Genomic DNA, 13,541 nt, shown 5'->3' with positions numbered 1-13,541 from the left:
CAGCGCGGTTGTGGGACTTACAGGGCAGGGAAATTGCCAAGTTCCAGGGGCATGAGAATTCGGTCATCAGTGCCAGTTTCAGCCCCGATGGGCAGCGCATCCTCACCGCCTCATCTGACAACACAGCGCGGTTGTGGGACTTACAGGGCAGGGAAATTGCCAAGTTCCAGGGGCATGAGAATTCGGTCTACAGTGCCAGTTTCAGCCCCGATGGGCAGCGCATCCTCACCGCCTCAAGAGACAAGACGGGGCGGGGTGTGTTGATTTATGCTTGGCAGGTAGAAAGTTTAGAACAATTACTAGCGCGGGGTTGTGGATGGTTGCGTAACTATTTAATTTATGCGCCGAATTTGAGTGAGGGTGATAGGGGAGTTTGTCAGAGTGGGAATTAGCACTTCGACTGCGCTCAGTGACCAACTTCGACTGCGCTCAGTGACCAACTTCGACTGCGCTCAGTGAGCGGGGGTTTAAGGGTGTGGGGGTGTAGGGAAAGTAGGGGTTTATGGGTATGGGGGAAAAGGAAAATAGAGATATAGGTGCAGGGGTATGAGGGTGTAATACCAATTTTTTATAAAGCTGCATAGAATCAGATCCCCTTGAGCATCCCCTTAAAAAGCTACGGTGTACACACAAGTACTATCTGCAAGGGTTTCAGGCGTTATAGACCCCTTAAATTGTCATTACGAGCGCAGTGATAACGGAGCGAAGTAATCGCATAATCCCGTAGTTTTGGCGATTGCTACCCTTCGGGAACACTTCGTGAACGTCGTTCCTCTGGAGCGAGACGCTACGCGTAGCTTGCTTCCCCGCAGGGGTACGCAATGACAGGCTTTCAGAGCGATCGCAAAACTGAAAGCTAGACGACGAAACCAAACGATAGGTAGGATTTCAAGACTTGTGTGTACACCGTAGCTTAAAAAGGGGGGAACCAGAAAAACATCCATCAAAGTCCCCCTTAAAAAGGGGGATTTAGGGGGATCAAGATATGTGCAACTTCACATTAAATTGGTATGAGGGTGTAAGTATCCAAAACCCTTACACCCCATACCCTTTCACCCTCACACCCAATCCCCACAAAAAATTTTGATGCGTAAGTCCTGAAGTATATGGAGAAAAGAGGCTAGTACAACAAGGCAAAAGTAAAAAGGTAAAAGTAAAAAGGTAAAAGTAAAAAGGTAAAAGTAAAAAGGTAAAAGTAAAAAGGTAAAAGTAAAAAGGCAAAAGTAAAAATAAATAATAACGATACCACAAGATTTTTAGTAATTCTTTTTTTTTCAGAAATCAAATATGAGTCCTATATAGTAGATTTGATGGTTCTGATACCAATTCACGAAATTACTGATACAAATCACTTCCTCTACACCTTTGTTTCCGGTCGCCGAGTGGAGTCGAGGCGCTGCTTGCCTATCTGTATCATGTTTAGAGTGAAATGGTATGAGGTACAGCAAAAAATTTACTTATTACTCATTACTTAATACTCATGCACAGCTAATTTCAGTGAACTTTTATGACTTTATTAAACAAAGTAATTGCTGTAATTATTGTGAATAATTATTTTTGGTCAAAGTATATAAATTCAGACTATTTTGCTAACTAATTTTACGTAATTAGTGCATTTAAAAGAAAGAATGGTATGTTTAAAAAACGGCTGAATTAAGCCAAACAAGTCTTTAAATTTAGACTTTTAAATATTGGCTACGAAGAATCATTGCCAGAGGAACTTCTAATGCCTATCACACCCACTTACCCAGGAGTTTATATTGAAGAAATTCCTAGTGGTGTAAGAACTATTACAGGTGTAGCTACTTCTGTTACTGCTTTTATTGGTCGGGCTTTGCGTGGGCCAGTCAACGAACCTGTTACTATCAACAGCTTTGGTGACTTTGAGCGAATTTTTGGCGGACTGTGGATAGAAAGCACCCTGAGCTATGCTGTGCGTGACTTCTACTTAAACGGCGGTAGCCAAGCAATCATTGTGCGACTGTACCACAAAGATTCAGGAAAGCCAGAAGCTACGCCGCCTGAATCTGCTAAACCACATACAGCCAAGCTGACAGTCAAAGGATTGACGCTAGAGGCAGTTGATCCAGGTAGTTGGGGGAACTATTTACAAGCCCGCATTGATCACGATGTGCCGAAAGATAAAGAGGCTCAACAGCTTTTGGGCGTGAACCAAGCAGACTTATTCAACCTGACCGTTAAAGATACAAAAACTGGGGTAACTGAAAGATTTCGCAATCTTACTGTTCAGGATAGTCCCCGCAGAGTAGATAAAGTATTGGCGAATGAATCTCAGTTAGTTCGGGGGGGAGAATCCCTACCATCTACAGTTCCTACTGCTCACAGCAATGCCGACGAATCATCTAAAGTAGCAGATGCTGATCAAGCTTCAGATGGTTTACCTTTGGCTAAGGCTGACTTCACACCAGATGGAGCAGAAAATAATAAGGAAGGGCTTTATGCGCTCAAGAAAGCCGATTTGTTTAATCTCCTCTGCATCCCGCCGTACCAACCTGATGTAGATATTGAATCGGATTTGATTGCGTCAGCAGCTAAATTTTGTGAAGACCATCGGGCATTCTTGATTGTTGACTCGCCCAAGAGTTGGCAGACAAAAGATACTGCTAAATCTGGGATTGACAGCATTGGTACAAACAGTAATCATGCAGCCATCTTTTTCCCGCGTCTGAAGCAGCCTAACCCCTTACGGAACAATCAAATAGAAGAGTTTGCCCCTTGCGGTGCAGTGGCGGGTATCTTTGCGCGGACGGATGCACAGCGCGGGGTATGGAAAGCACCGGCTGGTTTAGAGGCGACTTTAGTTGGCGTACCCCAATTAAGCGTATCTCTCACAGATGCAGAAAATGGCGAGTTGAATCCCTTGGGGATTAATTGTTTGCGTACCTTACCTGCGGCGGGTCGGGTAATTTGGGGCGCACGCACTCTGCAAGGAAACGATCGCCTGGCTTCGGAATGGAAGTATATTCCCGTCAGACGTTTGGCTTTGTATATCGAAGAAAGTCTTTATCGTGGTACGCAATGGGTAGTGTTTGAACCGAATGATGAGCCTCTATGGGCGCAAATCCGCTTGAATCTGGGGGCTTTCATGCACAACTTATTCCGCCAAGGTGCTTTTCAAGGTAAGTCACCCAGAGAAGCTTATTTTGTGAAGTGCGATCGCGAAACAACCACGCAAAATGACATCAATTTGGGGATTGTGAAAATCGTCGTTGGCTTTGCACCACTCAAGCCAGCTGAGTTCGTCATTATTCAACTACAGCAAATTGCCGGACAAATTCAAGCATAGTGAGGCGCAATGGCACAGTTTAGCGTTAATCCACAACGGTTTGACCCCTACAAAAACTTTAAGTTTCGCGTGAAGTGGGATGGTCGATATGTCGCAGGTGTGAGTAAAGTTGGTAGTTTGAAGCGGACGACGGAAGTTGTCAAGCACCGTGAAGGCGGCGATCCGAGTAGCGATCGCCTCTCGCCAGGACGCAGCACCTACGAAGCCATTACTCTGGAACGGGGGGTGACTCACGATACAGAGTTTGAAAAATGGGCGAATAAAGTTTGGAATTACGGTTCTGGCTTGGGTGCAGAAGTTTCTCTCAAAGATTTCCGCAAAGATATCATTATCGAAGTTTATAACGAAGCTGGACAGTTGGCTATTGCCTACAAAGTTTATCGTTGCTGGGTTTCTGAATACCAAGCATTACCTGAACTAGATGCCAATGCCAATGCGATCGCCATTCAAACTCTCAAACTAGAAAACGAAGGCTGGGAGCGAGATTATGAAGTAGCAGAACCGAGTGAACCAAGCCTTGCCTAGCCTGCTGTTTAATTATTTTGGGAGAGCTAACGAATGCGCCCATTTACTGCCAGCGATGTAATTACAGTTTGGGAGTTAGGACAGCAGCTGCACCCGCTAGAACGGGCAGTATTGCTGTTATCATTCGCCTACCCTGATCAATCTCAGCAGCAGTTGGCAATGCTCAGTGTGGGGCAGCGCGATCGCCGTTTGCTGTTATTGCGACAGATGACTATGGGTTCTCAACTCCATAGTGTGACGACCTGTCCCAACTGTGGCGATCGCTTGGAGTTTGCGTTGAATATCTCAGACATCTATATTAATGAATCATTGGGTAGTTCATACGAAAACAAAACAATTCAAATTGCAGGATTTGAGTGTCAGTTTCGTTTACCCAATAGTCATGATTTGGCAATCTTAACAGCAGCTCAAACGATTGAGGAAGCATACTGCTCTTTAATCGAGCGTTGTGTTTTACAAATCAGTCAAGCTGGCACTCCCGTTTCTTGGGAAGCCCTACCGTCTGAGATAATCGAGCAATTAGCCCAGCACATAGGCAACTGCGATCCGCAGGCTGAGATATTGCTGGATCTGGATTGCCCAAACTGTCAGCATCGCTGGCAGGCAATATTTGATATCGTTGCGTTTTTCTGGGCAGAACTCGATGCTTTAGCCAAGCGATTACTGCAAGAAGTTCATACTCTAGCTAAAGCCTATGGTTGGCACGAGGCAGAGATTTTATCCATGACTGCTACCCGACGGCAGTTTTATCTGGACATGGTGATGTAAATGGCAGATTTCTTTTCTCGATTAGTAGAGCGCAGCCTGGGTGTAAGTCCCGTGGTGCAACCTGCGATCGCGCCCAGATTTAGTTCTGCACCTGCGATTATAGATGAAGTCAATCTGCAATGGCATCGTGAGGTGGAAAATTCTCCCACTCCAGTCAATGCTAATCCATCCGTCGGGGAGCCTTCTCCCCAGAATATTACCTCTGTTCAACCTGACTTAGCTAATAATCAGGTTCCAGGACAAGCACAACAAAATCCCCTTACAACACCGTCACTGCTAAACCAGTCCATACAGTCATCAAACCTGAAACAAGTTATTCCCCCGATAACACAGGCGATCGCGCCTAGTCAATTCATTGCGGAACCACCGAATCAGAAAGCTGCTCTAGAACCTTTTCAAGTTTTCAAAGCGGGTGAGTTCAATTCCCCGATGACACAGGCGATCGCGCCTAGTCAATCCATTGCGGAACCACCGAATCAGGAAGTTTCTCTAGAACCTTTTCGAGTTTTAAAACCCCGTGAGCAAATTCTGGGCGAAAATCCTTCGCTGGTCATGGACGGTGAATTAGCAAACGCACCTGAAATTGTTGCTGACAGGGCAACAGTTCCCATAAGCAAACCAAGCGGTACAATAGCAACTCACCAAGTTCCACTGGCTCAATCTGCTGTATCATCTCCATTGCCACAGGTTGCAACCGAGCCAGCAGCACCTCCCACGATTCGCGTTAGTATCGGCAGGGTTGAAGTCCGGGCAATCATGCCAACCCCACCTGCACCTAAAGCCACTCCAGTCCGTTCTCGTCCGGCAGTGTCGCTGGATACTTATTTGCAGCAACGGGGGAGGAAGCCATGAGTAATCATTTGGCGATCGCCACTGTGACCGCAACCCTGAAACGTGTCCTCGAAAATGCCGTGACGGGCAAAGTTCCAGGGACTTCAACAACGATTACGGTAGGGCAACCAGACCCCAAAGATGCGGCTACTAGTAATGATGGCAGAGTGAACATTTTCCTTTATCAGGTCACTCCCAATTCGGGCTGGCGCAACGCCGATTTGCCGACTCGTCGCGCCGATGGTTCTTTGAGCCAACGTCCACAATTGGCACTTGATCTTCACTATCTCCTCAGCTTTTACGGGGATAAAACCAAACTATTGCCTGAAAGATTGATGGGGTTAGTGATGAAAACCCTGCATACTAAACCGTTTTTGCCACGGCAGCTGATTCAGGATACGGTAGCAGATAACGCAGCTATTTTACAAGGATCAGACTTAGCAGAACAACCGGAATTTGTCAAGTTCTCACCTGTGTCGCTGTCATTGGAAGAGTTATCTAAAATCTGGTCAATCTTTTTCCAGACACAGTATGTATTGTCAACAGCTTACCAAGGGACAGTTGTTCTCATTGAACCCGATGATGAACCAGTCGTGAGTTTGCCTGTGAGCGATCGCAGCATTACAGTGAGTGCCACGCCTCCCACTGTCCCCGCTTCACCACCAACCATTACACAAATTCGCTCACAAGCGGGAGCCGGGGAACCCATTACCCCAGGTAGTCGGTTGCTGATTCAAGGGCAGAACTTCGCCCAGGGAGAAATCAGCTTTATTCAGTTGCAGGATCAGCAAATTAACGTAGAAAACATTCACAACACTGAAATCATCCTGACGTTACCTGACGTTACAGAGGAAGGGGTGAAAACCTTGCAGATTGTTTACCAAAATGGCATTCGTTCCAATCTGGCAAGGTTTATTGTCCGCGCTGCTGGAGGTGTCACCCCATGAACCTTGTTGCAGGCGATCGCTGGCAATCTGCTAACCACCAGTATCTTGTAGCTGCATTGGCAGTTGTGCGGCAGAAATTGGAACAGTTTGTTCAAGATCAGGAAGGGGCTGAAGTATCCCAGGATACTGCTGACGATTCACAGCAGCGATTAACTTTGATTGCGGCGGCAATGACTGAACCCCCGTCCTTAGAAGTTGTTTGCAACACATTTGATTTATCTGACTTTGAGCGAGATGTTTTGCTGTTGTGTGCCGGGATGGAACTGGATGCGGCTTTCCCTCGTTTGTGTGCCACAATTCAGGGACGAGAACAGCAGGCTTATCCGACCTTTAGTCTGGCGTTGACGGTGTTTCCAGATGCTCATTTGAGTGCGATCGCTCCTTCTTCTCCCCTGCTGCACTGGCGATTAATTGAAGTGGAGGAGAGCCGAGTTTTCACCTTGAGTCCATTACGACTCAGCCGTTGGGCATTGCTGTATTTAATGGGAATGCCCCACCTGGATCGAGAGTTGAGTGTGTTGATGAAACCTGTGGTAAATCGCGGAGCATTGCTGCCTTCCTATGAAGCGATCGCCGATCAGTTATCAACCACCTGGGTTGAAGGTTCCGAGCGGGGAGTGTTGCCGATTGTGCAGTTGTGTGGGGAAGAAGTAACCGCAAAATGGGCGATCGCGGCTACAGCTTGCGAACAGGTAGATTTGAATTTGTATCGGCTCTCGGCTCAAGCCATTCCCCAGGAGCGGCGGGAGTTAGAAACATTCTTGCGTTTGTGGCAAAGGGAAGTCATCCTGAGCGATCGCGCTTTGCTGGTGGATTGTGATAGTGGGTATCGCGATGACGTTGCCCAGGAAAGCGCCCTGCATCAACTGTTGGAAGAAATTGCTGGTATTGTGTTGGTGAGCAGTCGCGATCGCCGTCGGTTGCCCCAGCGTCCCAACCTGACAATCGAAGTCAGCAAACCCACTCCCACTGAACAACAAGCTATCTGGAAAGCGGCTCTGGGAGAGCGTCAGACAGAGGTGAATGGACAGGTCGAGGCTTTAGTGGCTCAATTTGATTTGAGCAGTAGTGCGATCGCTGCCGCCTGTATCGCCGCCAGTTCTCCCCCATCCTCCCCCTCTCCCCTTTCCAGCCAACTTTGGGACATTTGCCGCCTGCAATCCCGCCCCCGATTGGAAGAACTGGCGCAGCGCATTGAGCCTGCGGCTACCTGGGAGGAACTGGTATTACCAGAAGCCCAACGGCAAGTTTTACGGGATATTGCGGTGCATGTGCGCCAGCGATCGCAGGTTTATGATACCTGGGGCTTTCGGACGAAGGGGAATCGGGGATTGGGCATCAGTGCGCTGTTTGCTGGCAGCAGTGGCACAGGCAAGACGATGGCGGCAGAGGTGCTGGGGCGGGAGTTGCGGCTGGATTTGTACCGGATTGATTTGTCGTCGGTGGTGAGCAAGTACATTGGCGAGACGGAGAAGAATTTGCGGCGGGTGTTTGATGCGGCGGAATCGAGTGGAGTGATTTTGCTGTTTGATGAAGCGGATGCCCTGTTTGGTAAGCGCAGTGAGGTAAAAGATAGCCGCGATCGCCATGCCAATATTGAGGTGAGCTATTTGTTACAGCGAATGGAAGCCTATCGGGGTTTGGCGATTTTGACAACAAATTTGAAGGATGCGCTGGATCAGGCATTTCTGCGGCGGATTCGGTTTATTGTGCAGTTTCCCTTCCCGGATTTGCCGGAGCGGGTGGAGATTTGGCGACATATTTTCCCAGCAGCAACGCCGACGGAGGGGTTGGAGGTGGAGAAGTTGGCGCAGTTGAATGTGGCGGGGGGCAATATTCGCAATATTGCGATGAATGCGGCGTTTTTAGCGGCGGAGGCAAAGGAGGCGGTGCAGATGAGTCATGTGTTGCAAGCAGCAAAGCGGGAATATGCCAAGTTGGAGAAATCGTTGACGGATGGAGAGATTCGGGGATGGGTGAAATGAATATTGAGTTGCAGATTGAGGAGTTAGTGTTACATGGGTTTGCCCAGAAGGATCGGGGGCGAATTCAACAGGCTATTGAACAAGAATTGACTCGTTTACTCACAGAACAAGGTATTCCTGCTTCACTTTCGCGCAGTCACGAGATTCAGCAGTTGCAGAGTGGTTCGTTTAATGTCAAAGCAGGAATGGGAGTAGAGGCGATCGGTTCTCAGGTGGCGCAGGCGATTTATGGAGGGATGGGGCAATGAAGACACAGGTGCCAGCGAAGAAGACGGACAGTGGAGTGGGAGGGCGATCGTATTTACCCGTATCCAGTCACAAATCTCCTGATGTTTTATCAGACTTTTCTTCTGAAACTGAGCTAGAGAACTCTGCTTTACATCCTGACGGCTACAATCTTGCCAATATACCAATTTCTGCGAAACTTCCTGAAAATAATCAACGAAATAGAACTCATAGTTTAACAAGTAAACTGCCAATTCAGGCAAAACTTACGATTGGTCAACCGAATGACAAGTATGAGCAGGAAGCTGATCGGGTTGCAGAGCAGGTGATGTGTCAGAAAAATATACCAGCTACCCAAAAAAGCAGATTAGGAAATACAGAAGGAAGCCAGCTACATGAGTATAAAGGAGAGAAAAGATCGGCTGAACAAGCAATGGATTTAACAATAAGGAAAAGTGTGGGTAAAGGACAGCGACTTCCCGACAGAATCAGGGAATCAATGGAGAGTTCAATAGGGGCGGACTTTAGCAGTGTTAATGTTCACAAAGATGAGCAATCCGAGCAACTCAATCAATCACTTCAAGCAAAAGCTTTTACTATAGATCAGGATATTTTCTTCCGACCTAAGGAGTATAACCCAGCGAGTAGTGAAGGCTTGAAGCTGATTGCTCATGAGTTGACCCATGTGTGTCAGCAGAGTGGTCAAAAGATTAAGCCAAGGCAAGGGAATACAATAGCAGATTTAAAAAGATCAGAACAGGGTATAGGATCAAGAATCCAACGAGTCGAAACCGAAGAGCGCAAATCGGAAGCAGAAGAAATAAGCAGTATCCCAGCAAGAATAGAGTACATAAAGGCAGAGTTAGTTGCGACAGAAAAAGAGAAATTAGAAATAGAGGAGCAAAATTGGCAAAATAGTCAAAGGCACCAAATGAATAATGTAAGCACTGCCAATAGCGAGGAATTTCCAACTTGGGTAAGAAATGTGTTATCCGGCACAATACCGGATATGCAAGAATCGGTAGAAGGAGATCGAAAATGGGATGCTGTCGATGATCGGCAGCAAAAACTAAAGAAAGAGTTGGAAAAACAATGTATAGCCCAGAAGCAGAAAATAAATCCAGAGCATAGGGAAATGAACACAGGAATACATAGATTTTTAAGAATTATACCAAGTTTAGCGAGTCAGTCAAAACGCTCCTTCGGCATCAACAAGAATACAAAATAAGACGTGTTCAGGCATCAGGGCAGGAAGGTTCATCATGCATTTGAAATTTATTTCAGAGCTAGACGTTTGCCTATCATTACGAATACTGAACAATTAGCAGCCGAAATGACTGGGGTATAGAGTGCATTCTCCCATTTTCTCATTATTTTCGTCTGTCAAGTACTTTCAAGAAGGTCTAGCCTAATGACCAGTTTTCCGGGTTCTCCTCGTTTATTTAAAGGCGCACTCATCGGTTTCGATATCGCCAATCCAATTCCTAAAGTGATTCCGTTTCAATACAACCCTGAAACCCTAACTCGCTCATTGGAACCACAAATGCAGGGCAATGATCAGGCAGGTTCTACCGTGGGTTTACGGCTGAGTGGAGCGGCAGCAGAAAGTATCAATATTGATATTGAAATGGATGCCACGGATCAGTTAGAAAAAGGCAAAGATATTGCTGTTAACATGGGCATTTATCCCCAACTTTCAGCACTCGAAATGCTAGTGTATCCTGCCAGTTCGATGGTAATTGCTAACACAATTATGCTGGCTGTGGGAACGATTGAAATTATGCCACCACCACCCAAATTAACGCTGTTTATTTGGGGACAACGCCGCATTTTACCCGTAAACATTACCAGCTTCAGCATTACCGAAGAAGCCCATGACACAAACCTGAATCCAATTCGGGCTAAAGTCTCTTTAGGAATGCGAGTTTTGACCTATTCCGATTTGCCAATTACCCATCCCGGTTATCATTTATATCTGGCTCATCAGGTTGTTAAAGAAACAATGGCAACATTGGGAACAGGCACCAGCTTAAATAATTTATTGGGGACAAATATTAAGTTATTAAGCTGATTGTGGATTTAAATCCGGTTTTTATGTTTAATGAATACCAGGCATTTATAAACTGTAGAAAAAGCAGGTAAAAATCATTCAATTAACTCACATCAAACCAACTCACGAGGTAATTTAATCAGAGGATGTTTGAAAAGTGATTTCGTTGTAGTAAACCGTTTTAGATCCCCCTAAATCCCCCTTAAAAAGGGGGACTTTCAGAAGCTTTCTCTCCCTTTTTAAAGGGAGGAATTTAGAAGATTTTTATCCCCTTAGAAAGAAGGAATTTAAGAAGCTTTCTTTCCCCTTGAAGAAGGGGGATTTTAAGAATCTTCTCCCCCCTTTTTAAGGGGGGCTAGGGGGGATCAACAAGTGCCTAAAATCACAGTTAACCACTTTTCAAACAACCTCTAATAATAAACGCCTATCAAACTAACAATCTTGAATCAGGATTCAAGCGGATTTAGACATATCTGAAAAACTTCCCACAAAGGGGTCAATCATGTTCGATCATACCAGTCGCTACTACGAATTAGAAACCGCCACTCTCATCACTGCTGAAGGGCGACATCTCTCTTATAAACGGCGACGCTTTCTCCCCCAGGCAGAAACTTTATCCAGGGTGCTGGAGATGCGAGTCAAAGAAGGCGATCGCCTGGATACCCTCGCCGCAGATTTGTTGGGCGACCCCGAACAATACTGGCAAATCTGCGATGCCAATAACGCCATGAATCCCTTTGATCTGACTGCGGAAATTGGGCGAACTCTGCACATTGCCCAGACCCAAATTTAGGAAAATATTACTATGTTTTTCCAGGGTATTCGCCTCTCACTCTTAATTGGCCCCACCGTGCCACTTCCGGCTCCCCCCAACCTGATTCAAGCCTTAGACAACATCGAAATTACCCAAACCGATGAAGGGCGATCGGGGTTTCAGTTGTCCTTTAAAGCCGATCGCACTGGTCTATTTGCCGCCATCGACTATCCCATCCTCAAACTGCCCTTACTGCGTCCTTTCAATCGTGTCATCGTTGTCGTCACCGTCAACGCCATTCCCCATGTATTGATGGATGGCATCATCACCCACCAGCAGTTGTCCCCCACCAGCAACAACTCTGGCCTGCTCACAGTCACAGGCGAAGATGTCAGCGTCATGATGGACATGGAAGAAAAGATTGTCGCTCATCCTGCCCAACCGGATATTGCGATCGTGCCGAAAATCATTGCCACCTATGCCCAATACGGATTGATCCCCACGGTAATTCCCCCCGCCTCCCTCGATGTTCCCAACCCCGTGGAGCGGGTTCCCGTGCAGGTAGGCACTGATTTGGAATACCTGGAAGAACTGGCGGAGCGGTACGCCTATGTATTTTACATCTCTCCCGGCCCTGTTCCCGGCACCAATACCGCCTATTGGGGGCCACCCACCCGTGCAGGCATTCCCCAACGCGCCCTTTCCGTCAACCTGGGAACCTCTACCAACGTCAACTCCATCAACATCCAGCACAAAGCATTGACCCCCACCTTTGTGTCGGGATTGGGAGAAGATAGCCTGACAGCGCGTAGCCTTCCAGTCAAAACCTTCTCTAGCCTACGGTTGCCCCTAGCAACCCAATCCGCCATGCTGAGAACTGCCAAAGCCCGCACAGTCCTGCCCAAAAATACCGCAGGCTTAACCTACGCCCAGATGCTGGCTCGCGCCCAGGCGGTTACTGATGCTTCGATGGATCAGGTGGTGGAAGCAACTGGAGAACTGGATGTAGTACGCTACAACGGGGTATTGAAAGCACGGGGGTTGGTTGGCTTGCGTGGTGTAGGTAGCACCTACGACGGCTTGTATTACGTCAAGAATGTCACCCATCAATTGCGATTAGGTGAATACAAACAAAGCTTCACCCTGACTCGCGAAGGGGTGGGAACAACAACACCAGTGGTCATTCCATGAAACGATTTTTCGGCAAATATCGGGGAAAGGTAACTCAAAACGTAGATCCCCAAAAGATGGGAAGAATCCAAGTGAGCGTTCCCTCGGTTCTGGGCGGTGGTCGCTTCAGTTGGGCAATGCCTTGTGTACCCTATGCAGGGAAGAACGTGGGCTTCTTTGTCCTGCCGCCAATTGGTGCCAATGTTTGGGTAGAGTTTGAAGGCGGTGATCCAGATTACCCGATTTGGAGTGGTTGTTTTTGGGGAATGGGTGAAGTTCCTACCGAGTTTGCCCTGGCTACCAAAAAAGGTTGGAAAACAGAGAGCATTACCCTGACCCTTGACGATGGCCCAGGCGGAGGATTCACCTTAGCAGTTGAGCCTCCCCTAGTACAAGTACCGCTCAAATTAGTATGTAATACCCAAGGAATTGAAATTAACTGTAATCCAGCCATTATTAAGCTGGCTACTTCCGGGATTGAGATGAGCAACAGTCCCGCAACTGTGAAAATTTCGGCATCAGGCGTAGAATTAGACACCCCACCAGCAACAGTCAAACTTTCCTCAGATAATATTGAACTGAGTAACGGTGCTGCCAGCGTCAAACTTTCGCCTGCTAGTGTTTCCATCAACAATGGTGCTTTGGAGGTGATGTGATGCCTGGTTTTTTATTACACCAAGGTGCGACGGTTTTATGTCTACATAGTGGCTCGGCACAACCCATTGTTGTCAACCCACAGGTGAAAGTCTGTGGAGAACCGATTGTCACGCAGACGAGTACCTATGCGATCGCAGGTTGTCCCAACACTCTGCCATCTGGGACACCCCAACCCTGCGTGACTGCTTCCTGGGTGGTGGCGGCGACACGAATAAAAGCGAACGGAATGCCCGTCCTTTTACAAGATTCTCAAGCCGTCTGCACACCTACAGGTACGGGATTAACCATTGCAGCCACCCAAGTTCGAGTCAAGGGTATGTAG

Annotated in this window: 14 protein-coding genes; all 14 read left to right on the top strand. The window is 47.2% G+C overall.

The genetic code is table 11. The features are described 5' to 3' along the window. Positions 1-392, top strand: a 392-nt coding sequence (locus H6G28_RS33420) for a WD40 repeat domain-containing protein (protein ID WP_190677393.1), incomplete at its 5' end; no start/stop codon positions are given. A gap of 1,334 nt (positions 393-1,726) precedes the next feature. After that, complete coding sequence (locus H6G28_RS33415) at positions 1,727-3,307, top strand: phage tail sheath family protein (protein WP_190677391.1); 1,581 nt, start codon at positions 1,727-1,729, stop codon at positions 3,305-3,307. 9 nt (positions 3,308-3,316) lie between these two features. Continuing rightward, entirely contained in the window at positions 3,317-3,832 is a 516-nt protein-coding gene (locus tag H6G28_RS33410; protein ID WP_190677389.1) for a phage tail protein, read from the top strand. A 33-nt stretch (positions 3,833-3,865) separates the two neighbouring features. After that, positions 3,866-4,600, top strand: coding sequence for a T4 family baseplate hub assembly chaperone (locus H6G28_RS33405; RefSeq protein WP_190677388.1), 735 nt, complete (start codon positions 3,866-3,868; stop codon positions 4,598-4,600). Next, positions 4,601-5,452 (top strand): hypothetical protein, encoded by an 852-nt coding sequence (locus tag H6G28_RS33400; protein WP_190677386.1) that lies wholly within the window; start codon positions 4,601-4,603, stop codon positions 5,450-5,452. After that, positions 5,449-6,378 (top strand): Pvc16 family protein, encoded by a 930-nt coding sequence (locus tag H6G28_RS33395; RefSeq protein ID WP_190677385.1) that lies wholly within the window; start codon positions 5,449-5,451, stop codon positions 6,376-6,378. Before H6G28_RS33400 ends, H6G28_RS33395 begins: the two co-directional genes overlap by 4 nt. After that, the gene (locus tag H6G28_RS33390; RefSeq protein ID WP_190677384.1) at positions 6,375-8,363 is read left to right on the top strand and encodes an ATP-binding protein; all 1,989 of its coding nucleotides are present in this window, start codon (positions 6,375-6,377) and stop codon (positions 8,361-8,363) included. Before H6G28_RS33395 ends, H6G28_RS33390 begins: the two co-directional genes overlap by 4 nt. Next, complete coding sequence (locus H6G28_RS33385; RefSeq protein ID WP_190677383.1) at positions 8,360-8,611, top strand: hypothetical protein; 252 nt, start codon at positions 8,360-8,362, stop codon at positions 8,609-8,611. Before H6G28_RS33390 ends, H6G28_RS33385 begins: the two co-directional genes overlap by 4 nt. Continuing rightward, positions 8,608-9,816 carry an eCIS core domain-containing protein gene (locus H6G28_RS33380; protein WP_190677382.1) on the top strand — a complete coding sequence of 403 codons (1,209 nt, stop codon included), beginning with the start codon at positions 8,608-8,610 and terminating at the stop codon, positions 9,814-9,816. Before H6G28_RS33385 ends, H6G28_RS33380 begins: the two co-directional genes overlap by 4 nt. A gap of 183 nt (positions 9,817-9,999) precedes the next feature. Then, positions 10,000-10,659 carry a hypothetical protein gene (locus H6G28_RS33375; protein WP_190677381.1) on the top strand — a complete coding sequence of 220 codons (660 nt, stop codon included), beginning with the start codon at positions 10,000-10,002 and terminating at the stop codon, positions 10,657-10,659. A gap of 481 nt (positions 10,660-11,140) precedes the next feature. Then, positions 11,141-11,431, top strand: a complete 291-nt coding sequence (locus H6G28_RS33370) for a LysM peptidoglycan-binding domain-containing protein (RefSeq protein ID WP_190677379.1) — start codon at positions 11,141-11,143, stop codon at positions 11,429-11,431. Between the two features lie 12 nt (positions 11,432-11,443). Then, a complete protein-coding gene (locus H6G28_RS33365; protein ID WP_190677377.1) occupies positions 11,444-12,583 on the top strand; it encodes a hypothetical protein in 1,140 nt (379 codons plus the stop codon). Next, entirely contained in the window at positions 12,580-13,218 is a 639-nt protein-coding gene (locus tag H6G28_RS33360) for a phage baseplate assembly protein V (protein ID WP_190677374.1), read from the top strand. Before H6G28_RS33365 ends, H6G28_RS33360 begins: the two co-directional genes overlap by 4 nt. Continuing rightward, positions 13,218-13,541 carry a hypothetical protein gene (locus tag H6G28_RS33355; RefSeq protein ID WP_190677371.1) on the top strand — a complete coding sequence of 108 codons (324 nt, stop codon included), beginning with the start codon at positions 13,218-13,220 and terminating at the stop codon, positions 13,539-13,541. Before H6G28_RS33360 ends, H6G28_RS33355 begins: the two co-directional genes overlap by 1 nt.

Source organism: Nostoc sp. FACHB-190 (assembly GCF_014696905.1).
GTDB lineage: Bacteria > Cyanobacteriota > Cyanobacteriia > Cyanobacteriales > Nostocaceae > Nostoc_B.
Note: the sequence above shows the minus strand (reverse complement) of the source record. Positions and strands in the feature narration are given on the sequence as shown.

Bases quoted from the DNA above. Each gene is read 5' to 3' on its own strand.
- H6G28_RS33360 (WP_190677374.1), top strand. From the start codon at position 12,580: ATGAAACGATTTTTCGGCAAATATCGGGGAAAGGTAACTCAAAACGTA.
- H6G28_RS33415 (WP_190677391.1), top strand. From the start codon at position 1,727: ATGCCTATCACACCCACTTACCCAGGAGTTTATATTGAAGAAATTCCT.
- H6G28_RS33405 (WP_190677388.1), top strand. From the start codon at position 3,866: ATGCGCCCATTTACTGCCAGCGATGTAATTACAGTTTGGGAGTTAGGA.
- H6G28_RS33385 (WP_190677383.1), top strand. From the start codon at position 8,360: ATGAATATTGAGTTGCAGATTGAGGAGTTAGTGTTACATGGGTTTGCC.
- H6G28_RS33410 (WP_190677389.1), top strand. From the start codon at position 3,317: ATGGCACAGTTTAGCGTTAATCCACAACGGTTTGACCCCTACAAAAAC.
- H6G28_RS33395 (WP_190677385.1), top strand. From the start codon at position 5,449: ATGAGTAATCATTTGGCGATCGCCACTGTGACCGCAACCCTGAAACGT.
- H6G28_RS33365 (WP_190677377.1), top strand. From the start codon at position 11,444: ATGTTTTTCCAGGGTATTCGCCTCTCACTCTTAATTGGCCCCACCGTG.
- H6G28_RS33390 (WP_190677384.1), top strand. From the start codon at position 6,375: ATGAACCTTGTTGCAGGCGATCGCTGGCAATCTGCTAACCACCAGTAT.
- H6G28_RS33370 (WP_190677379.1), top strand. From the start codon at position 11,141: ATGTTCGATCATACCAGTCGCTACTACGAATTAGAAACCGCCACTCTC.
- H6G28_RS33380 (WP_190677382.1), top strand. From the start codon at position 8,608: ATGAAGACACAGGTGCCAGCGAAGAAGACGGACAGTGGAGTGGGAGGG.
- H6G28_RS33400 (WP_190677386.1), top strand. From the start codon at position 4,601: ATGGCAGATTTCTTTTCTCGATTAGTAGAGCGCAGCCTGGGTGTAAGT.
- H6G28_RS33355 (WP_190677371.1), top strand. From the start codon at position 13,218: ATGCCTGGTTTTTTATTACACCAAGGTGCGACGGTTTTATGTCTACAT.
- H6G28_RS33375 (WP_190677381.1), top strand. From the start codon at position 10,000: ATGACCAGTTTTCCGGGTTCTCCTCGTTTATTTAAAGGCGCACTCATC.